The sequence below is a fragment of the Marinobacter sp. MBR-105 genome, from assembly GCF_053628895.1.
This window is the reverse complement of the sequence record NZ_JBRJHG010000005.1, coordinates 191,998-216,670: the sequence shown is the minus strand read 5'-3', so window position 1 is coordinate 216,670 and position 24,673 is coordinate 191,998. Positions and strand designations below refer to the sequence as shown.

The window sequence follows — 24,673 nt, the reverse complement described above, 5'->3', positions numbered from 1 at the left end:
GTCATTTAGGCATCGCTCAACAATAGAGCAAGCATTTGAATGCGATCCTTGTTGTCTGAATGAGATTCAAGGAAGACCAGAAACTGATCAGAAAGCCTGATCAAATCACTTCGGTTGTCCGGAATAACGTGTTGTCGCAAAAGACGTTTGACATCCCGGACAGCCGTTTCCTTTTTGCTCAGCCGTCCTGTCATATCCACCATCATTCCGCGTCCGGTTTTGAGCCATTGTAGGTTCACTCCGGTGATTTCAGCTGCCTCATGAACAAATCGGGGTTGCTCTACCCTACCGTTAACGGCATCGTAAACGGAGGTTCGCGAAACCTTTATTGGGTATTCCTTGTTGAGTCGGCGATATAAACCTGCTGGGGACAACCTGGCATGAATAAGGGCGCCACTTAGTCGTGCACCGAATGCCAGCGCTTTGGTTGAAGGTTGCTTTGTCTTGTCCTGGGAATCCAGTGTTATATTGCTCATGCTTGCCTCGAAAGTACGGAAAACTGAACACCTATACAGGTTGCCCGAGTCTCATATTTTGGTCTTCCTGAATACCGTTTCAGTCCGCCAGCCCTTGATATAAGCGTACCACGCGATAACCCACGGTTTACTTGCTGTTCACGGTTGTTCGATACCTCGAACATGGGGGCATTCCCTTCAGTTTGCACAGGCTTCCCCTTAGTTATCACATTGTCTATTGTGTTCACACATGGTCAACGTTAACACGAAAGAGGAAATCCCATGAGCCTGTTCGAGCAAGTCAAAAAAGATATGGCAGCGCTGCGCAAACCGCAGACCACCGTTGTGAAAGTCAAGGGGTATGAGCTGAATTCCGACGTTCCGGGTAAATCCTTCATTGTTGCCGAGGATCTGCTCAACAAAGATGACGCCGGCAATCCCAAGCAGGTTCGGGTCTTCATTAATGATCCGAGCGGCAAACTTCGAGGCGTGAACCACTTTGCCAACAAGAGCAATACCGTTCACACCGAAGTGGGTGGACTGATTCGCCTGGACCGCTTCATTAAGAAAGGTGATGACTACGTGTGTCGTCACATGCAGCGAATCGCGCAGGATGCATCCATGACACGTATGGATGATCGGAACGTGACGTACAAGATTGGATTCGATGAAGCCTGGGTCAAGGTCGTTCCCCATATGAGCAATGGCGAACCCATTACCTATAAGGTGCGGAATAACGGGCAGATTCAACGAGGTTCTGTAAACGTGATTCCGAAAGCGGCTCAGGCAGTTGAGGTGATTCCAGGAGACGGTAAATTGCTGGACCAGCTGACCGCGGTTGCCAGCAAAGCGATCGATGCTGCGCCCGAAAAGACAGCAGCTTTGTTGCTGTTGCGTGCACCAGATTCGGCTGAGGTTATCGAAATCACCATCCCGAGTGTGATCGAAGAAGCGGAAAACAAGTACCGGCCGCGAACCAAAGAAGAACAAATGGCCGTCCTTCCAGAACTTGATGGCATTCAAATGCTGTTGAAGAACGAAGAGGCGATGAAAGGCAGCGTTATTGAGGCTCTGCCGGGTTACCGCATGAAAGTATTTGGTAGCGTGCTGGATGAGGCTGGTAATCCGGTGGAAGGTCGCGTTCGTGAGATGGCGAGAGAGACCTGCCGAATGTTCTCGAAGCCCGTTGAAGGTAAAGCGGAACCTGACCTGATTCCCGGTGGCCAAGAGTATGCGTTGGCATTGATTTCCTATGAGATTCCACAGAAGGAAAACTCCAATAACGCAAACCTGGTGACTCTGGGTCGCGTGCCGGGTGTGACTGCATCCCCGAACGCCGGCCGTGATATTACTCCGAACCCGTTCTACGCCAACAACCAGACACAAACGGTAACCACCCAAGCCGCACCGGCTGCTGCCGCGGCGGCGAAAGCTCCGGCTCAGGAAGCCTCAGCAGCTTCTCCAGCGGCTGCCCCGGCAGCCAAGCCGGCCCCAGCTGCCGCCTCGGGTCAGCCGGAAGAACCTCCCATGCCAACCGACGCAGAGCTGGATATGCTGCTCGACCAAAGCGAAGGTATGGATGACCTGGACTTTGATATGGACGACATCGAGCGTCAGCTGGGCGCAACACCGGCATAACCGGCAACCAGGCCCGGGGGTGAACCCCGGGCTTTTCTGCGTCAGAAGTACCCTGCCCGATTTACAGAGAGAATTACATGGCTGCCTCAAACGATTCCGTAGTAACCCGCCCCTGGATTGACCTGTCCCAGCACGGTTTTCGTGTGCTGCATACCAAAGATGGCAAGAACCGTCATATGGTGATGCTGGCGCCCCTGATACCGGATGAGGAACTCCAAACTACTCGGAATCGCCTGGCTGAATATGCCGGCAGCCTCAAGTCCATGACCGGAACGCCAGAACATCCGGTTAAGGGTACCCTTTATAAAGACAAATATTGGATTCTGACCGGTTCCGGGTTGTCCACCTTCAAAGGGATCTGGTCAACCATTAAAAAAGGCTTTCCGGAAGCTCGCTTGCAGCAAGCAGTACCGGTCCACTTCATTAACCTGCCTCGATACCTTCAGTATACGGCTGCTCAAGCTGCTTTGAAGGACAGTCAGAACACTAAACAACAGGTGTCCGATACGGTACGTCCGGTTGACCTGGATGATGCTGAACGAGCCCTCATCAGTCTTCGGGAAGACATCAACCAGGTACAGGCCGCCCTTGATCAACAAGGGATGGTGACCGATGCACGCCTGGAAAATCGCCTGATTGAATTGAAAGAGAAAGCCAGTGATTTGCGTGAGCAGGCCTTATTTGATTTTGAGGCATCCCTCAAAGGGCTTTCAAAAGGTGAGCTCAGAGAGATTGTCGCCACCCTCGATCGGCGGGATCAGGAAACCTTGGATATTCGAGGACCGCTGAACAGTGACAAATTGGCTATCGCTGTATTTGCGATGAACACGGTGGATGCGGATCTGGGCCAAGGGGACACTGGCCGGGGGAACGTACAAGAGGGCGATTCGTCAAGACAAGAGCGGGCGGCAATGGGGATTCGTTCCGCCTTTTCCCGCCTTGATGGTTATCAGATGAAGACGTGGCGCGGGCTGACCGTGGAGCTGGACGGCGTTGAACGGCCGGTGCTGGCCTGCAAGAAGCAGATGAACCGTAATGGCGGCCACTCTCCGCTTCATCTCATTGCGTTGGATACCGGTCGTTTGACAGCCGGCGCACCAGAAAGCTTGCTGGCGCGTCACTTTAAGCTGAATGTCGACAATAGCTTGACTGAAGAAGCGGTTTACGAGCCTGATGAGACGCTGATGCGTTATTGGAAGGAACAACGACTGCCGGTACCGGCGATTCCCTCTCAGGAAGCCCTCGAAGACGAGGGTGAAGATCCCGAATTACTGGCCGATCATCTGGTTGAACTGAACCAGGGCCTGCCCCCAGGCTATGAGATTCGTCAGGACTCACCCGAAACCCTTGGACTGTACCGATACGGCCGCCTGATTCCGTCCTCACTGGAGCAACGGGCACGCACGCTTGAAGCTGCCGATCGGCTGTTCGAGGTCGCCTTCGACCAGTATCTGGGCTACTTGAAGGATATGCCGGTGGAAGTCCTGCAGTCTCGCAAACGCTCCCTGCTTCAAAGTCTCCGGGATCCTGACACTAACAAGGCCGCGGTTCGCCTCGAGATGAAGCACATCAACGATGTTCTCAACGGTGAACAAACGAAGCCGGGAGTTGTTACGGCCGACAATGCAGAGGCGGACGCTTCAGCTTCTGTCCGCCGTGTCCGTGTCGTCTCCAATGATCTCATTGCCTATGCGTTGAAAGAGATCGATGACGAACTTGCCGAACTGGCGGCGAGGATCAATGACGCCGGAGCCTTGAGCGGTGACTCCGACACGCTCCAGTACCAGACCGACTACGATCAGCTGACATTGACGAAGCAGGACATTCAGGCCGGCCAGTACCTGTCTCTGATAGAGAATGGATTTAACGAGCTGGATGCGGACACGCGGAGCCAAATTTCACAAATGGCACTGACGTATCCGGAGCTGGCAACCGCCATTAGTCAGGTTACCGGTGAACGAAACTATCCTGCCGCACTCCAGTTGCTGAACATCCAGCGCACCACCTACGCGGACAATGCGCCGGCCTTACAGAAACTGAGTAATCGAGTCCGCGAACTGGCCGCTGCCACGCCCGTTAACCATGCGACGACGACATTAGCTCTGGATACCGTAGCCACACGTCTCGATATTGACCTGGAATACGCGCCGGCCGACCCCGCATTCTTTATCCGCCAGCAAGAGGTCGTACAAGATGGAAGTGTGTTCAACCAGGAAAATGAGGGTGGAAACCGTGGTACGCTGACATCGGACAATGATCAGCACGCCGGAGGGCCAAGCCATGGCGACAATGCCTCAGACTTCATCCCATCAAACGATGACGATGATCGAACACTTCTGGAATCAGGAGATGGACAGCCCGGATTGGATGGCCGCCAACATGCCGATCCTGCCGGATCGGAAAGCGCTGGCGAAGGCAATGGCCGAACCGGACAATACACCGGCCCGGCAACGACTGCTGGCGTCGCTGGCGGAGTTCGCGGATCTGATGGATCGGACCGAAGAGCCGACAACCCCCGAGAACAATTCACCGGTACCGGTAACGAAGCTGGATCGGTCAACTCAGGATCTGCTGCTGCAGATGACCAGGCAGGCGTTCGCATCGGTGGGACTGGGTCAGTTCGCGATGGCGATGTTGGAGGGTCTGCTGGAGGATCATCCGAAGTCCGTGATCAAGCTGATCCAGCATCCGGAGCATCCCCACAAGATCCAGTTCAATCGACTGCTGAAGAAGCTGGAACGGCTGAATCAGGAGATCGAACTGCGGTACGAGCGGGAGCTGACACTACTCAATCAGAAGTGGGTGGATCCGGTGCGCCAGGAGAACAACCCGATGCTGGCGATCCAGAGGGCAACCCAGGCGCAAGCGACGGCGATGGAACGAATGATGGGCGAACTTCAGTCCCGACTGGAGAGCAGCAACCCCCTGCCCTGAACCGCTTTACCTATCCCCAGGGGCATGACCATCAAGGCAAGTCCCGTGCCCGCCGTGTAGAAGACAACCTCGATGCCATGCGCCTCCTGTTCGAGTTGAACGAGCAGGAGCGCGATGCTACTGATGAAGAAAAAGCGGTGCTGGCGGAGTATTCCGGCTGGGGCAGCATTCATCCAAACCTCTTTGCGGGCTATTGGGGTGGCCAGCAACAACCGGACTATGTGATTCGGGCGCGCGACCAAATCAATGACTGGTTGAGCAAGGGCAAACTCACCACAACGGAACATCGGCTGCTGACGGGTACCATCCTGAATGCACACTTCACTCACTCCGGGGTAATTCGCCCTATGTGGGAAGGTATCGCTCAGCTTGGCGTGCCAAGACGGCGAGTTCTGGAGCCCTCTTGTGGCATCCTGAACTTCAAGGGCCATGCTCCCGAGGCCCTGACTCATGAATCTGTGTTTACCGGTGTAGAGCTGGATCCTATCACCGCTCGCATCGCTCAGGCTGTGCACTCGGACGCCAAGGTGCATACCGTGGGCTTTGAAGAAGCCCCAATCGCCGACAACTTCTTTGATGTGGCTATCTCCAATGTGCCGTTTGGCGAATACCCGGTCTTTGACCGTGAAAATCCGTCCTGGAACTATCGAATTCACAATTACTTCTTCCTGAAGAGCCTTCAGAAACTGAAGCCGGGTGGCGTTTCGGCGTTCGTGACTTCCGCCTACACCATGGATGCACAGGACACTGATGTTCGCCAGGCAATCATGGACGAAGCGCATGTTATTGGCGCTTTCCGCCTACCAACGGGCACCTTCTCCGCAAACACGCAGACCGAAGTGATGACCGACATCATCTTCCTGCAGAAAAAAGGCAACTTCACGCCAAACTACAGCCCCATCGATATCCGGGAAACAGGCGATATTGAGGCACCTCTGGTGACTGCATCCGCAGTTGAAATCAATGGACGTATCATCCAGCCAGGTGAAACTGTCTCCGCCCTATCCATGAATCAATATTTCATTGATCACCCAGAGCATGTTCTCGGCAACCTCGGTGTCGTGACCACGCAACACGGACCCGCCCTGCGAGTGCTGGGCAACGACAGCATCCCGGAGCTGGAAGCAAAACTCAGTCGAGTGATCAAAGAGGCCCTTCCCAAAAACATTAACCTACCGGTCGCTGAAATAAACCTGGACGCAGATCTTGATCGCATTCGAGAAACGCAGAAGGCCGCTAAAACCGGGGGCTCACTGGACGACCTGATTCCCGGGGCAATTTACTTTGACGAAGACAAGCAGGCGTTCCATACGCTGGTTGTGAACGCCTATGGCGACAAGCTGGCCTCTGATAAGCCGGTCAAGGTAGCAAAGAAGAACATTGACCGAATGCACAAGCTCTTGTCGCTGATGGATGTCAGCCGTGAGCTCCTAATTCTCCAGTCGGAGCCCGAAAGCCCAACGGTGGAGAACCGAATTGTCACACTGCGCGAAGAACTGAATCAGCAGTATGATCAGTTTGTTGCGCAATATGGCCCGGTTTCTTCAGAGCAGAACGAAAAACTCTACCGCAAGGATACCCGGGCGCCCTTCCTTTATGGTCTTGAATCGCTCGACGAAAAGACCGGAGAAGCGACCAAAACAGCGATCTTTGAGAGACGAGTTGTCTCCCCAACGATCGAGCCTCCGAAACAGGCTGCAACCGCCAGCGATGCTCTGGCGATCAGTCTTGCGTATACCGGTACCATTTCCCTGCCCTATATGCGGCAGCTGCTGCAGACAGAGGTATTCCAGCCAACAGAACAGGATGTCCTGGACGCATTACTTGACCAGGAGCTGGTGTTCGTCAACCCGGAAACCGACAAGCCTGAAACCCGGGACGAATACCTCTCCGGCAACCTCGGCCCCAAGATCATTGCCGCCGAAAAAGCTGCAGCCAGCGATCCGGCGTTTCAGCGGAACCTGGATGAGCTGAAGGCGCACCTGCCAGAGCCGTTGAAGCCAAGCCAGATCAAAGTCGGCATGGACGCATTCTGGCTGCCAAAGGATGTGATTGAGAGCTTCCTGAGTGAAGCGCTTGAGCTGGACACCAGTGGTACCTCAGGTGTCGAAGTAGTCTTCGATGAGGTAAACCGGTACTGGCGGATTCAGCCGCTGAAATCCAAGTCTCTGAATCAAATCGCCCGCGAGCAAGATCATCGAGCTCATTCCAGGTGGGGTACCGAGCGCGCCCATGTATTCCGGTTACTGGATAACGCATTCACCAACACGGTACCGGTCATCCGGGACAAGGTTGAAGACAATCCGCCCAGGTATGAGATCAATCATGCTGAAACGCTCAAGGCGCAAGGCAAGTATGAAGAGCTGATCGATGCGTTCAACCGGTGGATCTATAAAGATCCGCAGCGGGCTCGACGCCTGGCCGACATATACAACGAACGCTTCAATACGTGGCGGCTCGTGGAGCCTGACGGAAGCCACATGGTTTATCCGGGCATGGCCCCAAACTGGACGCCACGGGAACACCAGAACAACTTCATCTGGCGGGCCATCTCTGGAAAAAACTCATTGACCGCCCATGTGGTTGGCGCCGGCAAAACCATGCAGCTTATCGGTACCGCGGTTCGTGGCAAGCAGCTAAATCGTTGGCAAAAACCCATGTTGGTGGTACCCAACCACATGTTGCGTCAGTTTGCCGGAGATGCTCAGACGATTTACCCCTCAGCCCGCATCTTGGTACTGGATAAAGAGGATATTACGCCGTCTCGACGCGCTGAATTTGTCGCCCGGGCTGCGATGGGCGATTGGGATCTGGTCGTGTGTACTCACTCGTCGTTTTCCCGTATTGGTGTGCCTACTCATTTCGAGGCCCAGATGCTTGAGAATGAGCTGGTCAGCCTCAGGGACGCCCTGATGGTTGAGCAAAAGGCCAACGGGAAAGGTGCACGCTCGCCCAGCCAACGAGACATTGAGCGCAAGATCAAGGCCATGGAGGCCAAGCTCAAAAAAATGAATCACGCTATTTCTGAGAACAAAGACGACGTTCTGAACCTCGAAGAAATGGGCGTGGACTTTATCGGGGTGGATGAAGCGCACTATTACAAGAACCTTGCAGTAGACTCCGCCCGCTCTATTCCAGGTGTGTCCAACAGCGAGTCTGTTCGGGCCTGGGATATGTTTGTCAAATGCCGCTACCTTCAAGATCTCCACAATGGTCCTTATGGCGTCATGATGGCCACCGGCACCCCCATCAGCAACTCAGTTGTGGAGTGCTACACATTTACCCGCATGATGCGCCCCGACCTGCTTAAAGGCGCCGGCATTCATAACTTCAATGACTGGATGAGTTTGTTCGGGGAAATCCGCCACAACATGGAGATCAAACCCGAGGGTGGCGGTTACCAGGTGAAATCTCGACTGAGCCGGTTCAAGAATTTGCCTGAGCTGGTGAAGATGATTCGCGAGTTCATTGACTTTAAGACCAGGGAAGACCTAAATCTCCCCACGCCGAAGATTCATACCGAAACCGTTGTTGCTCCGCAGACTGAGCTGATGAGCAACTTTATGAAGTACATCGAAGCCCGGGCTCGCGTTGTCCGCAATGGCAAGAATGGAAGTAGTTCGTTGGCGGAGGACATTGCCAAGGTACTTCGTGAAGGTCTGTACGGAGAGAATGACAAAACCCGCCTCGATGAACATGGGAACGTCGACCCAGATAAGGTTGAGAAGCAACTCTCCCAGGACATTCTGCTGTCTATTGCCACGGATGGACGCAAAGCCAGTCTGGACCCACGGTTAATTCACCCGCAATTCCCGGATGACCCAAACAGCAAGGTGAACCTTTGCATTGCAAAGGCCCTGGAGCTGTACCGGAAATACGACGATGACAAAGCAGCTCAGCTCATTTTCTGCGATTTTTCCTCGCCGACAGGGAAAGGCATCTTCAATGTTTACGATGACATTAAGCAAAAGCTGATCAAGCAAGGCGTTCCGGAAAACGAAATCGCCTTTATCCACGATGCGGTGACCGATGACGACAAGGAAGAATTGTTCGCAAAAGTACGCTCGGGAGAAGTCCGGTTCCTGCTGGGCTCCACGAACAAAATGGGCGTGGGCACCAACGTACAAGAGCGCCTGATTGCGTTGCACCAACTGGACCCCCCATGGAAACCAGCTGATATCGAACAACGCCTCGGTCGCGTTGATCGTCAGGGCAACATGTTTGAGGAAGCTTTCAACTTCATCTACACGACGGAAGATTCTTTCGACCTGTTTATGTGGGAAACCCTCAACCGGAAGCTCGCCATGATCAAACAAGCTATGCGGAACCCGGAAGATTGCGAGCGAGAAATGGACGAAGACGTGAGCATGGGTTACGAGGATATCCTTGCGGTCACCACGGGTAACCCCAAGATCAAAGAGTTCATTGATAGCCGCTTGCAGCTAGACAAGCTCAAGCGCCTGGAAAGCTCGCACCTGGATGAGCAATCCGATCTTGCGGCCAAGATTGCTCATTACGAGAGCCGCATCAAATCGTACGATGCTCGCCTGGAGCTGATGAAAGAGGAAGCCGCCCTTGTTGAAGCCAATCGCCCGTTACACCTGATGATTCAGGGGCCGCAGCCTGGAATGCAGGACGGAGACACCTGCCACATTGGTGGACTGAAAGGACTGGCTGCAGCCCTCGGTGGTCAACTGGATCTCGTACGCCCCTATACAACGAGAACAATTGGGACGTTTGGCGGACTGAATGTCGTTATCAGCCGCATGAAGAACGTGCCACAGCTTGGGATCATGCGTCACGATGGCCAAACAGATTGGCTCTGTCCTCTGACCAAAGAGACGGACATCGAGGATATGCTCGTTGATGCGGAGAAGGAGGTTGACCCTCTCTACAAAGCTGCCCGGAAACTAGCAAACACGGTTCACAAAATCGGCACCGACAACGGTATTGCCGGCACCGAGCTTAACCGAACCAACCTCGAACGAAGCCTTTTTGCTGCCAGGGAAGATTTGAACAAACCCTTTGACCGCGCAGAAGAATTGGAAGCAGTCCGCCAGCGGTACCAGGAGTTGTCGGAAGAGCTTGGCGATGTCATGGCTGAAGGGGCAGCAATGAACCCATCTCCGTTGATTGATTTTACAAAATTGATCCTGAACGAAACCAACGCGCCCGTGAATCGGGAGAAGATTCGGGAGCTACTTGGGATCGAAGTCGACAGCGAAGATGAAGAATTAGCTGACGGCCCACAAATGGCGTAAGCCCCGAATTTGGGCCCTAAAAGCCGGTATCATGGAAGGATGCCGGCAACCCGCACAGAGGACACAAATCGATGCACGCAACCGCGTTTGTAAATGGATTCCCCATGAGCCTAAAAGGGTATCAGAACCCTATGGAAATCATTGAGAACACGCTGTTCATGCGGGCTTGCCAGCACGGAATACTCCAGGTGGAGCTGTTTGACGTTGGGTTGACCTGTCAACGAGCACTCAAAGCTGACGCATTGCTTCCCGTGCTGACGGATTACATCACGCACAGCTTCAGCCGCACGCTGCAATGGAACTTCCAGACCGGACTCGAGGACAAGATTATGCTTGAGTTCCTGGAAAACCATACCGGTGAACAATCAATCGCAGACTTGTTGCAAGAGGTCGCCAAAAAGGTGAACCGGCCGGCAATTTACAATCAGGCCTATGCGAAGGGTTTGTTGGATGCGCGAACCGAGCTTCGAGAAACGGCCGGCATACCGCTCTCGGTAACCTTGCTCATGCTGGATCTGGGGTTGGAGGCCTCAATTGAAATGAGCAGAGCCTATCAACTCGAAATGACAGGTGACACCATGCCGGAAACGCTCGACCTTACACCTGTTGTTCGTTTGCTCCAACACATGGAAGTCCAGCCACGGGTTGAGGTGCCCCAGGACCTGGCCCAGCGCATTGATGATGCTCCAACAATCTCGCTGAACCTTGCTGATGAGATTATGAATGCAACCCACAACGCCCAAAGCCAGATCCAAGATAAAGGGTAAAGCGCATGGACTACGTATTTAACGCACGCCGCGAAACACCACGAAAGCCAGATGCCAATCCGGAATTGCCGCCCACACCATCTAAGCCGCAGGCAATGACCTCTCAGGACAATACGAAAGCCAGCACTGGGGGATTCTTCTCGGCGATCAACAATCAGATTCAAGAGAAGAAGATTGCAGACAAGGCGGCTTACAGTTCGCTTTCTGCCTTGAAAATCATTGGTCACGTCCTTGGCGGTTTACTACATCATTCGGCCAACATGACAGAAGACCAGATTGAGCAGCAAAGCCAACGGATGCTGAAGCACTACGCCAACCAATCGAAGGCGCTGCTGGAAAAGCTGAAACTGCCCGACGAGCGGTTTGTCTATGAATCCATTACCGGGTCGATGTCCAAGATTATCAGCCAGCATTACCGAATCGCAGGCGATAAAGCCCTTGAAACCGACTGGGCCAAACTTCTGAATGATGCTGCCGAACTGGACGGTGTCTGGGCCGAACCCAAGCAGTCGGACTCTTATGGATCTCCCGAGGTCCGACGCTCCATGATGATGATGAATGCGCTGGCGCCCCTGGTATCAGCCTACCAGAAATGGAATTATCTCCATAATGATCCAAAGCCGGTATTGGAGCGCATGGGCGACCTCCTGTGGAGTAGCGTTGATGAAGCTATCAGTTCCAGCGACATCATCCAAAAAATGTCTGCCGCCGAGCAAGAAATGCTCCGAAAGAACCTCCTGTTGCGGGCCGGCGACCTCTTGGCCGATAGCTGGAACAGCCTAACGCGAGAGACATTGATTGAATTGCGCGAAATGGCGACCGATGAGCGGCGCTATATCTCCGCCAATGGCTACCCACTGGATAAGATCGAGAACACCTTCCTGAGTCAGTTCCATTTACTGAGGCAAACCCTCAGCATCAGCTTGGCGGTCCACAGTGGCATGAAGGATTCGGGCTTGAGTCCAGATGAACCCTCCGCTTCCTCCCCCGCACTTGGATAGCATCACCAAATGCCACCTCGCAAGACTGTGAACGCGGCTTTTAGCCGCGTTTTTTCCGATATAATCATGACACCTACATTTAGAACAGTGTATATGATTCGATACTTGTGATGGACGCACTTCCTCCCCCACCCACTGTAAGCCCTGCCGCGCCTATCGAGCTGGTTCAAAGACTTGAGCGCGAAACGCCGCTTACGGATGTATGCCTCCAACGCGTCATTGATCGCTACCAGGTACACCCACTGGTGCTTACGCTCATCGCGACTGTTGAGGGTGGCTGGGCCGGCGCCAAAATTAAGAACTCCGATGGCTCTTACGATCTCGGGCTAATGCAGATCAACACCATCCACCTTCCCGAGCTGGCCCAGTTCGGATTGACCGAAAAGATGCTTCAGAACAATGAGTGCATCAATCTGGGCGTTGCAGCATGGTACGTTCGCCGGGTTACTCATCAGATCACACTCGAAGAACCTCGTGATTACTTTCGGGCAATCGCGCGCTATCACAACAAGCAAGAACCGCACATCTCGGTCTACACAGGAAAGCTGATGAAGGCCTATGAAAACCTGATTGCTGAACATGGGAGTCTTTGAAGATGGCCGCACAACCCAGACCCGGTGACAGCTCCGGGAGCATGGATGGATTGATCTTCATCGTTGCGTGCATTGGAACGATCGCTCTGATGGTCTGGATGATCTGGTCCATGAACAAAGTTGCAATCATAAAAGGCCTGTTTTTCCTGGTTGGCTGGATCTCGAAAGCAGCCCAACATGCACCCTTTCTGTATCCATCGGAGTGGGCGCAAAACTTTACCGCCTGGTCTCACCAGCTTTTCCATACCGATCCGACTCGTTATGGATGGCCTGCCGCCAAAATGATGATTGGCGTTATCACTCATACGATGGCCCTAGTCTTCGTCCCAATGGTCATTTTGCGTATCTGGACAATCCGGAAGGCCCATATCGTCAACCGCTTTGTTCGACGTTTTAACCTCGACATGCTGGTGAAGTTAAACGCGAAGCACTATGCGGCCGTTGCATCTGTGGCTCACGAAAACCTGCTTGCCATGCCACTCCACGAGGGTCCATGGGCCATGCCCCGATCTCCCATTGACTGGGCACTGGAACACGAACTGATCTACGCGGAAAAGAAGTCCACTGGCGGCGCCACTCTGAAGAAACTGCTTGGGCTGTCGGCCACCGAAGGCAAGAACACCAAGCGTGCCTATATCAAAGGGTGGAATGAAAAAAAGATGACCTGGTCTGTTCCGGAACGTCGAAAGGTGCTTCCCGAGCCTCGCCTGTGCCGCCTGGATATCCAGAAGACCGATGCAGCCCTTGTCAAGCAGCTGGGGGATCGCTGGTCAGGTCACGACGATCTGACCATTTTCGAGCAGTGTGTCCTGGCCATTTTGTTGGTAGCAATCTGCAAGGGCCTTCCTGATGCCCGAAAGCTGGCCCTTAGGCTGGCTAACTCTTTCCGGCGCTGCGATAAGAAAGGACGGCATAAGCCCATGATCGATGGAAAAGGGATCGCCGCTATAAATGCTCGCTACATCCGCAACCCCAAAGTCAAAGAAATCATCAAACGGCACGCTTTCAAAACCACTGTATTCATGGCGTTGCTTGAAGCGACTTGGGACCGGGGCGTTTTTATTTCCGCTGAGTTTCTATGGCTGCGTCCAGTCCATCCAATCCTGTTCAACAGTCTTAATCAGATGGGCGGAGATCGCCCATTTACCCAAGGCACTGCAGCTTGGGCGCATTATATGGTCGAAAAAGAGTGTGGGTACGCGGTGAACGTTCCTTGCATTGAAGGCGGCACCGAATCCATTCGTTCCATGCTCTTTGATGAAGAATGGATAGGCTCCGACGAGGGCCTGGCCAGTGACATAGAAGAGCGGCGATCTAAAGAAGGTGCGCTTAGCACTGATGATGCCTCACCAACCGCGAGGGCTGAAGCATGAAGTACAGCTATTTCATTCAGAAAACCCGAGGGCCAGGCGGCAAGACAACTCATACCTTCATGATGCTGCCGAGCGGCAATGAACAGCGTGCTGGCGAGCAATCCAAACTGCAGCGTCTCATCACCTCCCACAATATGCATACGTGCGTAAACATCCCCCTGGAAGGTACACGCCTGAAATTCAAAGGTAGCTACGCAAAACTGGAAAAGGACTATCATCCAGCGCTTGTGATCATCTCATCAAGAGATGGATCTTTCCGCTTACCCTTCGCTGCCGGCGACGAAGGCTTGGCCGAACTACAAAAGGTTTACGCCGGAATCGTAATCGCCTTCCGTCAGTTCGAGAACGCATCTCTCGCACGCGTCGGAAGCCAGAACTACGGCAACCGCATTGCCTATAACGGCGCTCACCCGGAACCCACAAATGATCGTCCGGTAAGTCCGCAAGCCCGTCAAACTCGTTCGGGCGCAGCGCAGGCGCAACGTCAAAATGTCGTGTACCTGAGAGGGGTAGCCCCAGCGAACGATATGCGCAGGGAACCTGCGCCTTCCCAAACGCCCCCAGGGCCACAAAAGCCCCAAAGTGGTAAGAAGCCCAGCAAACCTTCCGTGGGGGCACGTAAAACCGGAACATCGGCAGGTACTGTCCGGTTCATGAAATGGGTCGCCGTGGGTGCAACCATTTCTGTTCTCGTGACAGGCCTGTTGGCTGCCAGCCACGCACGAGCTGGAGAATCCGATAGCACCACCATTCAGGTTAAGCTCGAAAATGAGTTACTTGGGGCCGCTTCAAGTGATGATGGGTTTGCCGGCTTCCCTGTCCCCCTGCTTCACGACAACCAGCCCGTAGTTGCCGCGCCTGCAACAGCGTGTGGAATACCAGGCATCGACACATCAGAGAACTTTGATCTGGGTCTGACAACAACTACCCCTACGATTCACGAGACAGGGGAGTAATAGAGTGGCAGCGCGACAGCACGGCTTCCGCGGTCTGAGCCAGGACCAGGAACTAAATAGCAAGGATCTCTATAGGGACATCCGAACCCCGACACAAAAAGTTGCCGACTTTTTCTCGGACAACCCGGGGGTCGCACAGTTTGTCGCAGCGTTGCTGGTGCTCCCAGTGTTCGCATCCCCTACTTTCTTTATCTTGGTATGCCTGCCAATCATCTATTGGGTCACCAGTCACCCTTACTCTCATCGTCAAACACTTCCGATGCTGCTTCCGGAAGAAGCAGGGATTACTGACCTCAACGACCCGAAACCCGGACGGTTTGGCTATTTTAAGTCTCGTGGCCAGTTTCTTCTGGGAAACGTTCGATTTGCGCGGCGTCCCTATGAGCTCTGGTTAAGCTTTGTCCACCTGCTAACGCATACCCTGGTCATCGGCTCAACGGGTGCAGGTAAGACCGAAACACTCGTCTCCATGGCCGCCAACTACCTCGCCGTAGGATCCGGCGTGATGTACTCCGATGCTAAAGCCGCGCCGAAGCTTGGCTGGCAGATCTTCACTCTGGCCCGCTATTTCGGACGGGAACATGATTTCCGGGCGCTGAACTACATAAAGGGCAACACCTCTGCGAAGAAAGATCCAGCCGTTCGCCGTGGCAACAACGTCAACCTGTTTACCTATGGCTCATCGGAATCGATAACCCAGATTATTGTTTCGATCATGCCGCCCGGTGGTAACGAGAATAAGCTGTTCTCTGAGCGGGCCATCGGCCTGATCAGCGCGGTAATGCCTGCACTGATTGACCTTCGCGACTGTGCCGGGCTTTTGATTACGCCGGCCGTCATCCGGAAGTCTCTCGAACTCACAGAAGTAGAGAAACTGCGGGATCACCCCAGGATTACTGCAGAAAGCCGGGAAGCCATTCGGGCATATCTGGCATCCTTGCCCGGATACAACCCTGATCCCGGCAGAGACGCTCGCGGAAACAAGAAAAAGCAGCCGGAAGAAGTCGGGCGCCAGTTTGGTTTCGCTCAGGCGTATTTCACCCGGGCACTGTCCTCACTGTCTGATACCTACGGCGACATTTACATGGTAGGCCGCGGTGAAATTAACTTCTTGGATATGATCCTCCGCCGTCGAATCGGCGTTGTCATGATTCCTGCGCTTGAGAAAGCTCCGGATGAAATGAAAAACCTCGCCAAGATTGTACTGGCAGCGCAAAAGAATGCGATTTCCACAGGCATTCCGCCTGAGATTGAGGGCCGAAAGGCCGACATTCTCGAATCACTACCCATTACCGCCCCGGTTCCCTACGGCATCATTAACGACGAATTTGCGTTCATGATGACGCCTGGCTACGGCGTTACGCTGGCTCAAGCCCGGGGCCTGTATGTCGCTATTACGATCGCCGGCCAGGATTACGCCGGTATGAAACGCGAAGATCCGGACGAAGCTGAGCAGATTGCAGAAAACACCAAAGTGAAAATCGTCATGGCATCTGAGGGCTTGGGGGCCACGGCAGAGTTGATTAAACAGATTGCCGGCGAAGGCCTGGCGATGGCCGCCAGCAATTATGCTCGAGACGAGCAATCGCTGACCGGCATGTATCGGGACAGCCAATCCGCCAGCGTTGAACGACGATCCCGCATCGACACAATGGACACCCGGGCCCAGGTAGAGGGTGAAGGTATCGTGTTCTGGCGCGATAAGATCGTGCCGGTGAGCATGTTCTACCATGGCTTTGACGATAAGACGATCTCAGACCATTTCGCGATCAACCGCATGCTGGATGTGAACCTTCCGACGCGCGGATATGGTGCCACGCTACTTAAACCCAAATCGGATTATCAGCAAGCGATGGAAGGTGCGCTTCAGAAGGGTTTGTATTTGAGCAAGTCTGACCTCGAACTCCCACCGGCATTGGAGTTCATCGGTAAGGCGTGCTCCGACTGGCAGAGCATCCTCAAAAAACAACCAACCATCACCGGCCGTGAGCGTGAAGGACTTTTGTTTGGCGCCCTGATCTACAGCAACGATGAGATTACAGATCTTATTGACGCCGGCACCCCGGCTGACCAACTACAACCCATCGAGCCGGCGCCAGCTCCGTCCACAACAGCTGCGGAGAATCCACAAAAATCGGTCAGAAAAGCCACCGAAACAACCGTAGTCTCTGAACCTATCAGCACACCTGCGGAACCCGAGCCGGTTCTTGACGAAGGCCTGATGGAAGACGATTGGGATGAAGAAGATGCGTTCGATGCAGTGCCCGATCCGAAGGCGCGTGAACTTGAGATCTCAGCCCGACTTGATGAAATCGAACACAGCCACGCCAAATCCATGCTGGAAAAGGCTCCATGGGCCATCGACCCCACATTGCTCAAGGCAGTGACACCGCGAGCAATGACAGAAGGTGAGAGTCGTTTGGCGCAACAAGCTGCAGAAACCACGTCCCGAATCGAAATGGCGACCGGCACAGCCGCCGAGGAAGCTCAGAAAATCGGTCTGGCCACGGCGACTGCCGTAATGGCCAGCATTGAATACCCCTCGAATGTCAGTCATGCCCCAACACCGCCACAATCGGATGAGGAAAAGCGGGAATTGATTGAGCGTACTACGTCAGCCCTGGAAAACTGGCTCAATGCTGGCGACGATCACGACGATCACATAAGCGAACAGTAGCGGTACTTTATTAAGTCCCCACCCTGGTGGAGCCCCAATGGATGAAATCTATGCCGAAGGTGCTCCCCAGGGCTTTATAAGTGGCGTCTTGCCGTCCGTGACAGCCATAACCCCCTCATCAATCAAGCAGCCCACTATAGCCGTGTTCTCGGCCAACCACTGCACAGGGTCCAACAATCCAAGCTGAAAGGCTGCAAAGTCCAGCATCACTTCCGTGGCGCCAGGGATAGTCCTGGCTGCTCGCCGGTCGATAACTCCCAGCCATTTCACCATTCCGCCATTGTCGTGCCCAGCACCACGGCCCAGCACCCCAACCAAGTCACCCGTTCTGTAGGGAGGGTAGTCACGGTACACGCAATTCACGCGGCGTCTCAGGTTCATGTTGCACTGCTCCAACTGTACGGATATACAGGCATTCTACCGTGAGGATTCACAAATCGAAATTCCAGCAGGCGAAGCCTATGGCTGAGCCGTTACTGAGCGGTCAGGCTCTGCCTGGCCGTGAAGAAAGGCCGAAGGCCGCCGCAAGGGCCAAAGGCCCGCACGACGCCCCGGAGGAAGATGGCACTAACGCCTGCAATGCAGGCCCGAGAGAGAACGTTTATCTCCCCCCGTCCAAAGAATCATTTTTTGAATTGAATTGCTGAGCAATGCGGTATGGCAGTGCAGTATTGCGCTGACTCTCATTCACCTTGCGCACTGCGATACCCATGGCTTTTGTCGTGCCTACCACGATTAATGTGTTTTTTGCCCGGGTGACACCGGTATAGAAGTTTTCCCGGCTCAGCATGACATAGTGGGAGGTAGAGACGGGCATTATGACGATCGGGTACTCGCTTCCCTGTGATTTATGGACAGTTTGGGCATAGGCCAGCTCAAGAAAAGCCAAATCCGAATGCACGTTGAGTCGGACGACCTTATCCTCAAACTCAATATCGACCCAGCCTTCTTCTTTGTCGATACTTTGGATAATCCCTCTATCACCGTTGAAAATCATATTGGTATAGTCATTTCGGGTTTGCTGCACCCGGTCACCGACCGCAGCCTTGTAGGAACCTAGTTGCAGCAAATCATCATCAGAGGCCTGACGAAACTGAGGGTTCAGGATGCCCTGGATACTTTTATTGATAGCTTCTACTCCGATCGGACCTTTCCGCATTGGGGTAAGCACTTGAATATGGTCAACAGGGTGAGCCTCAGCAAGACTGGTAACGATCCCAGTAATGATGGAGTGAATTGTGTCAGCGTCTTCTGCTGGCACAAAGGTCGCGTCTCTGTTCGCCCAGTCGTACGCAACGGGAAGTTTCTGGAAGTGCTCGGAAGGCATCTGGGGAACCTGGCCGGCATTAATTGTGTGAGCAACCCTTATGATATTGCTTCCCTCGGCCTGTCGATGAACCTCACGCAACCGCGCCACGTAGACTTGCCCAGATTGCTCGAGGTCGCGCAGAACCTTACCGGGGCCAACGGAAGGCAACTGATCTACATCTCCAATGAGTAACAGCCTTGTTTCCGGAGCAATACCATCAAGGATCACAGACAGAATATAGGTGTCCAGCATTGATGCTTCGTCTATGACTACCAGATCGGCGGGCAATGGATTGCCTTTGTGATGGAGCCAACCTCGACCACTTTCAGCTCCCTCACGCTGCCCAAACCCAAAGAGTCGGTGAACCGTCTTTGCGGGAACTCCTGTTGCCTCTTCGGCTTTTTTTGCTGCCTTGCCGGTGGTAGCCGCCAGCTCAATCCGCCAGCTGCTCCCATCCGACTTTTGTGCGGAACGAAAGATCTTCAATAGCGTGCGAGTTGTCGTCGTCTTTCCTGTTCCCGGGCCACCCGTCAGAATTGCGGTGGAAGTCGAAACGATGCCTTTGGCTGCTTCCACTTGTGAAGGCGACAACCCTTCCAGTACGGTGGAATCCACGGGAACATGCGTTGCCTGGCCTGAATGGATAGCTCGCTCGTATAGGCTTTTTGCAATGGCCTCTTCGTATCGTCGTAGTCTCCGGGGGGCTACGTATTGCTGGCCCTCCCATGACTCGATTTCAACGGTTTTACTGATTTCAGGATCTGCAAGAAGTTTCTCTTCGATCACAGCAGGATTGAGCGACGGCTGATAGTCATCCCGGTTTGACAGAAGCTTATGCGTGGCGGAGACCCATTCGGCCAACACCAACCAGGTATGCCCTTGTATTTGGCACTGCTCATCCAACACATACACGGCAGCGGCACGGATTCGGTCATCCGAATCAAAGGCTTGTCCAACCGCTTTCGCCAGAAGATCGGCCGTTCGGAAGCCAATTCCGGGAATGGTAGTGGCTCGGTAGGGGGTTGTCTTTGCAATGTGTGAAGCGTTGTGTCCAAATTCCTTAAAGAGCTTCATGGCGACCGCATTCCCAACACCGAGAGGTTTCAGGTGGGCCAGAAGCCTCATATAGCTACGCTGCTCCGTAACGGTTCGGACAATCTTTTCAGCGCGCTTTTTACCAATGCCCTTTACACCTTCCAGACGATGGGGCTCACGCTCGATCACGCGCAGAGTTTCATCACCAAAGGCTTCAACGATAAGGCCGGCGTACTTCTTCCCAACACCCTTCACTAGCCCAGAACTCAAAAATGCCAGAATACCCTCAGCCTTGTTGGGCACGTAATGGACAAGTGTTTGTCCCTTGAATTGCTGTCCATACGTTGGGTGTCGAATTACAGACCCATCAACAACGACTTCCTGCCCTTCAATCACTTTTGCCGGTGCGGTCACATCCATAAGAAACGAGCCGCCATTGCGTGTGCGGACGCGAGCGGAGAAGACGCTGTAATCATCCTTTGAGAACTTCACGCGAACGACGGTTGCCTTTACGCGGCGAAGCTTGGTCTTACTACCCTCAGCGGTGGATGTCATGAGTACACCATTTGAAAAATACGTTATCAGATAGTATCCATGATACGACAATAATTGGTTGAAAAATGGCCGTGAACAACAGGAAAGCGCGTGTTAATATGGTTATAGCATAGTATCCACTGTTTCAAAGGCGGAACCATGGACCTTGACCTAATTCGGAAACAAGTCACTGCAGTAGTTGACAGCCTCCCTCAGCGCTCACAGATCCCTGATAGCGTCGCTAAGCGGTGGATTGAAGGCGTGCTGCAGATCGACCCTGAACGAGCGGTTTGGCATGCAGAACGCGCTCGGGGGATTGGTGGTTCAGAAATTGGCGAAATACTTCTCGCGCATTTCAACGAACCTTCGTATCTGAATGATCCGGAAGAAATTTGGCGATCCAAAATGCTGCTGGATCTACCCAGCCAAGAGAATATCCACATGGCCAGAGGGAGCAGGCTTGAAGTTCTCGTGGATTACCTTTATGAGCAGTGCACGGGCAATCGAAGCATTCTGAATACTAATGAGGTTCAAGCCGCCCTGCGGAAACAGCATCCAGCTGGCGCTTTCATTGTTGGAAACCCAGACCAGGTGACTCTTAACGCCAAAGGTCAGATTGTCATTCCCGATTTCAAAGTTCGCTCATCTCTGGACTGGAATGCGCCACTGGAATTGGTAAATATCTGCCAAGTGCACTGGTACGGAGCCATCCTTCGCAATCACCTGGACACCCCTATTGATCACTATGCCCTGGCAGAATTGGATATCCCCAATCCGCTGGGAAACAGCATTATGCGCAAACTGGAATCCCCTGATATCAGCGATGCTGACAAAATGCAGTTTGTAAAGGATATGTCCTTGCAGATTCAAAACCTGAATGTCCCTGGTTTTGGTATTCGCATTACATCGTTTGATCGCAACGAACAGCTGGAAGCAGATCTCATTCGTGTAGGAAAAGCCTTTTGGGAAGATCATGTGCTTGCCGGAAAACCTTACGTGCGCCCGGGCACCACATTAATCACCGATATTCCTGATGGGATAATTGGGCGAATCCAATCACTCTTTAACGATGTTCTGCGTTATAAACTCGCTGAACGGGTTGCCAAGGAAAAGGCGTCGGAGACCAACAAGCAGATCACCGGGTTGATGAAGGAATACGACCTATCCTCCCTGCCGATCAAAGCGAACGGCATCTCCCATTCTCAGTCAAAAAACCTCGACCTCAATTTAGCAGCTAAAGCTCTGATGGCGAAAGGCGTTGAGCCAGAAGCGATCCGGAAATCTGCTACGGGTAAGCTGGATGTTGAACGCGCTGAACAAACACTTAACGCCCACGGTCTATTGGGTGATGCTGTTTACACCTATGAGTGGGATCGCACTGCCATCAAGAAAGCCTTGAAAGAGCATCCGGACCTCAACATGAGCGATTATGAAAAGCTCGCAGTTCGAGCTGGCCTGAGCACCAGAAAGGACGACAAACCTATTATCGAAAACCTTACAGAAAACATGGAAGTGCACCTGAAACGCTTCCATAACGGAGTTGACGAAGGCGACAGTCCGGAGGATGACGATTCGATCATCGAATCAGCACTGCGGATGGCGTAATTCCGTCCTAAGCGGAAAAGCCTGTAGAAACCGATCACTAGATTGTTTATCCACAAAGTTACCAACAGAATTTGTGGACAACTAACGAAATGAACGCAATAACAGAGGGTTAACAATGACGGCAAATGCAGAGCCCCAGAAATACTCGCAGCCCATCGCGGAACTCAATGTGTTCAATGCGGGCGACCGTTTCTACGCGGCACGACGGCAACTTGAATACATTGGAACGCACCTGGAAGAATTGCATTCCACCCAGGATCCAGGCGTTTTGGATCTATGCGTGCAGTTCTCAATGTTGCGCGCTTTGGCCAATAAAGTGGCCGGCCGGTTCGAATCGTATGATGATCACGCGAAAAGGCAACTAAAAGAGCGAGACCTAAAACTGATCAAGAACCTGGAACACCTGATTTATGACTTCCAGAACAACCTAAAAGACGCTCGTAAAGAGCTTCTGGCGGCATAAGGAGAGATATCAATGAGCACTTCAAATTGGCGTGAAAAAGCGCGTGAAGGCATGGAAGCGACGGTGAAGCTTGTTGCGGAACATGGCAACAAAGTAGGATTAGCCTCTGCCAGCGTTCTCGGTTGCGTTGCTGCCGGAAGCATGTTCATGGCCATGGGAGCCGACACGGAAGCCGCCAGTACCCTATATCGTGAGGGATCAGCTACATTTCTTCTTGCCGGCTTACTGAAGGCTGGCTTCTGGGTGGGTGCGGAGCAAGTTGCTCGCTCCTACCTTGCCGTCAAAGGCGACGACATCTTTGATGATAGCTGGCGAGCCCAAGCGATTGAAGTTAGCAGTGCGCGTCGCGGAGCGGTCCCCGTGACCGATGATCCAACCAGGGGCCCTGAATTCCAGAAAGCTGTTCAGGCAGTTATGAGTGGGCTGGAGAAGAATCCAGATGCCAAGGCTTTCATGATAAACGTCCTCAAGTCTTCCCCGGAGGCAAGAGAACTACTGATCAATAGTTCGTTCAACACACAATCGTCTGGAAGCACGAACCTGATTCATGCTGCTGAATCCTTGATGAAAGGAGCCGGGCCGGAATCAGCGGGACCAGGTGATGAAAGCCCCAAACTGGGGTAGCGAACCTGAGATCAACAAAAAAGCCAGCAGCTGCTGGCTTTTTTATTGCTCACCTAGACGCGATCGTTAACTGATCCGTGGCTCCATGCTTCTCAACTTTTCGCTCAGCAGGTTCTTTTCTCCGGAAGCCTGAGAAAGCACGCTTGCTGCCCCTTTCTCTTGAATGGAGGCCAATCCATCCAGGAAGTTACCAGACTGCTCTCGAATTTCAGCCAGAATATTCTGAGGCATTGCAGAAATTGGTAATCCTGAAGCAAAGCCAGAAATTCCAGCTTCGAGCAGTTCCGGGTAGTTCAAGCGCTCCATTAAGTTCGTGGAAGTAACTGTTTCATTGATCGAAGCAAACTCCCGGGCTTCTTCCATGGAGTTCGGCTTTATGTACTCCTCCCACAACTTCGCAGCAACCAAGTAGCGACCATTTTTACCTGACGAGCGAGTAAGGTCGTCCATTAAAGAAACGGTGTCTTCATTGTCCGGCCCGCTTGGCTGATTCGCTTTTCGCGCTGTCTCAAACGCATCCTTCCAAGTGTCCTGGCCGACGGAAAAGGTTGGACGATTTCGGAGATTATTCAGAGCATCAGTTAACCCGTGGTTAGCCAGGTTGCTGATCAAGTCAGCTCGCTCCTTCTCTCCCGGCAACGCCAATGCAAGCTTCGACGATGGCGTTGTGGCGAGAATTCTATTGATTCCCAGCTCATCACCTGTGGCTGCCGCCATCTGGACTCTTGCCCGGAGCATCTGAGTGTCGTCCTTTCTGAAGGCACCTGAATCCGCGTCTGCTGGATCGCTTGCGCCTCCCAGTGAGCGGGGAAGAATCCCCTTGTGCTCCAACTCATGACGGATACGTGAGGGCGTTTTTTCGCTGATATTCTTTACCGTTTCCATCACGGATTTTCTGAAGTTCTCATCCGTCACGCACTTGGTCGCCAGGTATTTCCCAGCGGCCATTACTACAGCAGGTATCGCCATTGATTCCTCCTTCGGAGCCCCGGCCGCACTTCTGAGTTCAACTCATACCCATTGAGGCACCGCGAGTCGCCTCAAGCTCGTCCCGACTAACAATGTCAATGTCGCCATTCTCTGCGGCTTCCAGGAGCAGGTTTTGTTCGTTGAGAATGACGGTTGCGAGACTGTCCATTTGCCCAAGCAGATGAGCAATTGTAGGTTGGCTTAGATAGCCTGCGGGATCCTCGGCCGTGGAAGCCCTTTGTTGAATGGTTGTGAACTGAGCTGCGTATTGGGTTAAAGCCTGCTTAGCTTCAATCGCTTGCTCCAATGCAGTGGGAGGAACTTGAATGTCCTGGTCAACAATGTCATTAAGAAACAACATCGCGTGACCCATTTTAATATCAAGTACGCTCAGGCGCTCCAGGCTTTCCATCGAAAGATCGGCAGTGGTCATATTACATCCTTCATGATAGGTATTATGCGACAACTATAAATGATGC

16 protein-coding genes are annotated in these 24,673 nt (G+C 53.2%); 11 read left to right on the top strand and 5 right to left on the bottom strand.

The features are described from left to right. Window positions 1-5: 5 nt before the first annotated feature. On the bottom strand, window positions 6-476 hold the full coding sequence (locus ACSSVV_RS08325) for a hypothetical protein (protein ID WP_454106053.1): 471 nt from the start codon (window positions 474-476) through the stop codon (window positions 6-8). Between the two features lie 261 nt (window positions 477-737). Between ACSSVV_RS08325 and ACSSVV_RS08320 the strand changes: the two genes are divergently transcribed. From ACSSVV_RS08320 to ACSSVV_RS08285, 8 genes are all read left to right on the top strand, one after another. Beyond that, complete coding sequence (locus ACSSVV_RS08320; protein ID WP_454106052.1) at window positions 738-2,093, top strand: hypothetical protein; 1,356 nt, start codon at window positions 738-740, stop codon at window positions 2,091-2,093. Window positions 2,094-2,170: 77 nt separating this feature from the next. Further along, window positions 2,171-10,288: a helicase-related protein gene (locus tag ACSSVV_RS08315; RefSeq protein ID WP_454106051.1), complete on the top strand. Its 8,118-nt coding sequence runs from the start codon at window positions 2,171-2,173 to the stop codon at window positions 10,286-10,288. A gap of 71 nt (window positions 10,289-10,359) precedes the next feature. Then, window positions 10,360-11,055: a hypothetical protein gene (locus tag ACSSVV_RS08310; protein WP_454106050.1), complete on the top strand. Its 696-nt coding sequence runs from the start codon at window positions 10,360-10,362 to the stop codon at window positions 11,053-11,055. A 5-nt stretch (window positions 11,056-11,060) separates the two neighbouring features. After that, window positions 11,061-12,056 (top strand): hypothetical protein, encoded by a 996-nt coding sequence (locus ACSSVV_RS08305; RefSeq protein WP_454106049.1) that lies wholly within the window; start codon window positions 11,061-11,063, stop codon window positions 12,054-12,056. Between the two features lie 110 nt (window positions 12,057-12,166). Further along, window positions 12,167-12,649: a lytic transglycosylase domain-containing protein gene (locus ACSSVV_RS08300; protein WP_454106048.1), complete on the top strand. Its 483-nt coding sequence runs from the start codon at window positions 12,167-12,169 to the stop codon at window positions 12,647-12,649. A gap of 2 nt (window positions 12,650-12,651) precedes the next feature. After that, window positions 12,652-14,022, top strand: a complete 1,371-nt coding sequence (locus ACSSVV_RS08295) for a secretion/conjugation apparatus DotM-related subunit (RefSeq protein ID WP_454106047.1) — start codon at window positions 12,652-12,654, stop codon at window positions 14,020-14,022. Continuing rightward, complete coding sequence (locus tag ACSSVV_RS08290; protein ID WP_454106046.1) at window positions 14,019-14,978, top strand: hypothetical protein; 960 nt, start codon at window positions 14,019-14,021, stop codon at window positions 14,976-14,978. Before ACSSVV_RS08295 ends, ACSSVV_RS08290 begins: the two co-directional genes overlap by 4 nt. Window positions 14,979-14,982: 4 nt before the next feature. Next, on the top strand, window positions 14,983-17,655 hold the full coding sequence (locus ACSSVV_RS08285; RefSeq protein ID WP_454106045.1) for a hypothetical protein: 2,673 nt from the start codon (window positions 14,983-14,985) through the stop codon (window positions 17,653-17,655). 48 nt (window positions 17,656-17,703) lie between these two features. Here ACSSVV_RS08285 and ACSSVV_RS08280 read toward each other — a convergent pair whose 3' ends face one another. Continuing rightward, a complete protein-coding gene (locus ACSSVV_RS08280) occupies window positions 17,704-18,036 on the bottom strand; it encodes a hypothetical protein (protein WP_454106044.1) in 333 nt (110 codons plus the stop codon). A gap of 220 nt (window positions 18,037-18,256) precedes the next feature. Continuing rightward, window positions 18,257-20,554, bottom strand: coding sequence for an SF1B family DNA helicase RecD2 (gene recD2, locus ACSSVV_RS08275; protein WP_454106042.1), 2,298 nt, complete (start codon window positions 20,552-20,554; stop codon window positions 18,257-18,259). Window positions 20,555-20,692: 138 nt separating this feature from the next. On the opposite strand from recD2, the gene ACSSVV_RS08270 reads away from it, so the two are divergent. The 3 genes from ACSSVV_RS08270 (at window position 20,693) to ACSSVV_RS08260 (ending at window position 23,225) form a co-directional block, all read left to right on the top strand. Then, on the top strand, window positions 20,693-22,138 hold the full coding sequence (locus ACSSVV_RS08270) for a YqaJ viral recombinase family protein (RefSeq protein WP_454106041.1): 1,446 nt from the start codon (window positions 20,693-20,695) through the stop codon (window positions 22,136-22,138). 115 nt (window positions 22,139-22,253) lie between these two features. Continuing rightward, entirely contained in the window at window positions 22,254-22,601 is a 348-nt protein-coding gene (locus ACSSVV_RS08265; protein ID WP_454106039.1) for a hypothetical protein, read from the top strand. Between the two features lie 12 nt (window positions 22,602-22,613). Next, a complete protein-coding gene (locus ACSSVV_RS08260) occupies window positions 22,614-23,225 on the top strand; it encodes a hypothetical protein (RefSeq protein ID WP_454106038.1) in 612 nt (203 codons plus the stop codon). Between the two features lie 66 nt (window positions 23,226-23,291). Here ACSSVV_RS08260 and ACSSVV_RS08255 read toward each other — a convergent pair whose 3' ends face one another. Continuing rightward, window positions 23,292-24,194: a hypothetical protein gene (locus ACSSVV_RS08255; protein ID WP_454106036.1), complete on the bottom strand. Its 903-nt coding sequence runs from the start codon at window positions 24,192-24,194 to the stop codon at window positions 23,292-23,294. Window positions 24,195-24,231: 37 nt separating this feature from the next. Next, on the bottom strand, window positions 24,232-24,627 hold the full coding sequence (locus tag ACSSVV_RS08250) for a hypothetical protein (protein ID WP_454106035.1): 396 nt from the start codon (window positions 24,625-24,627) through the stop codon (window positions 24,232-24,234). Window positions 24,628-24,673 lie beyond the last annotated feature (46 nt).

Bases quoted from the DNA above. Each gene is read 5' to 3' on its own strand.
- ACSSVV_RS08325 (WP_454106053.1), bottom strand. From the start codon at position 476: ATGAGCAATATAACACTGGATTCCCAGGACAAGACAAAGCAACCTTCA.
- ACSSVV_RS08320 (WP_454106052.1), top strand. From the start codon at position 738: ATGAGCCTGTTCGAGCAAGTCAAAAAAGATATGGCAGCGCTGCGCAAA.
- ACSSVV_RS08315 (WP_454106051.1), top strand. From the start codon at position 2,171: ATGGCTGCCTCAAACGATTCCGTAGTAACCCGCCCCTGGATTGACCTG.
- ACSSVV_RS08310 (WP_454106050.1), top strand. From the start codon at position 10,360: ATGCACGCAACCGCGTTTGTAAATGGATTCCCCATGAGCCTAAAAGGG.
- ACSSVV_RS08305 (WP_454106049.1), top strand. From the start codon at position 11,061: ATGGACTACGTATTTAACGCACGCCGCGAAACACCACGAAAGCCAGAT.
- ACSSVV_RS08300 (WP_454106048.1), top strand. From the start codon at position 12,167: ATGGACGCACTTCCTCCCCCACCCACTGTAAGCCCTGCCGCGCCTATC.
- ACSSVV_RS08295 (WP_454106047.1), top strand. From the start codon at position 12,652: ATGGCCGCACAACCCAGACCCGGTGACAGCTCCGGGAGCATGGATGGA.
- ACSSVV_RS08290 (WP_454106046.1), top strand. From the start codon at position 14,019: ATGAAGTACAGCTATTTCATTCAGAAAACCCGAGGGCCAGGCGGCAAG.
- ACSSVV_RS08280 (WP_454106044.1), bottom strand. From the start codon at position 18,036: ATGAACCTGAGACGCCGCGTGAATTGCGTGTACCGTGACTACCCTCCC.
- recD2 (WP_454106042.1), bottom strand. From the start codon at position 20,554: ATGACATCCACCGCTGAGGGTAGTAAGACCAAGCTTCGCCGCGTAAAG.
- ACSSVV_RS08270 (WP_454106041.1), top strand. From the start codon at position 20,693: ATGGACCTTGACCTAATTCGGAAACAAGTCACTGCAGTAGTTGACAGC.
- ACSSVV_RS08265 (WP_454106039.1), top strand. From the start codon at position 22,254: ATGACGGCAAATGCAGAGCCCCAGAAATACTCGCAGCCCATCGCGGAA.
- ACSSVV_RS08260 (WP_454106038.1), top strand. From the start codon at position 22,614: ATGAGCACTTCAAATTGGCGTGAAAAAGCGCGTGAAGGCATGGAAGCG.
- ACSSVV_RS08255 (WP_454106036.1), bottom strand. From the start codon at position 24,194: ATGGCGATACCTGCTGTAGTAATGGCCGCTGGGAAATACCTGGCGACC.
- ACSSVV_RS08250 (WP_454106035.1), bottom strand. From the start codon at position 24,627: ATGACCACTGCCGATCTTTCGATGGAAAGCCTGGAGCGCCTGAGCGTA.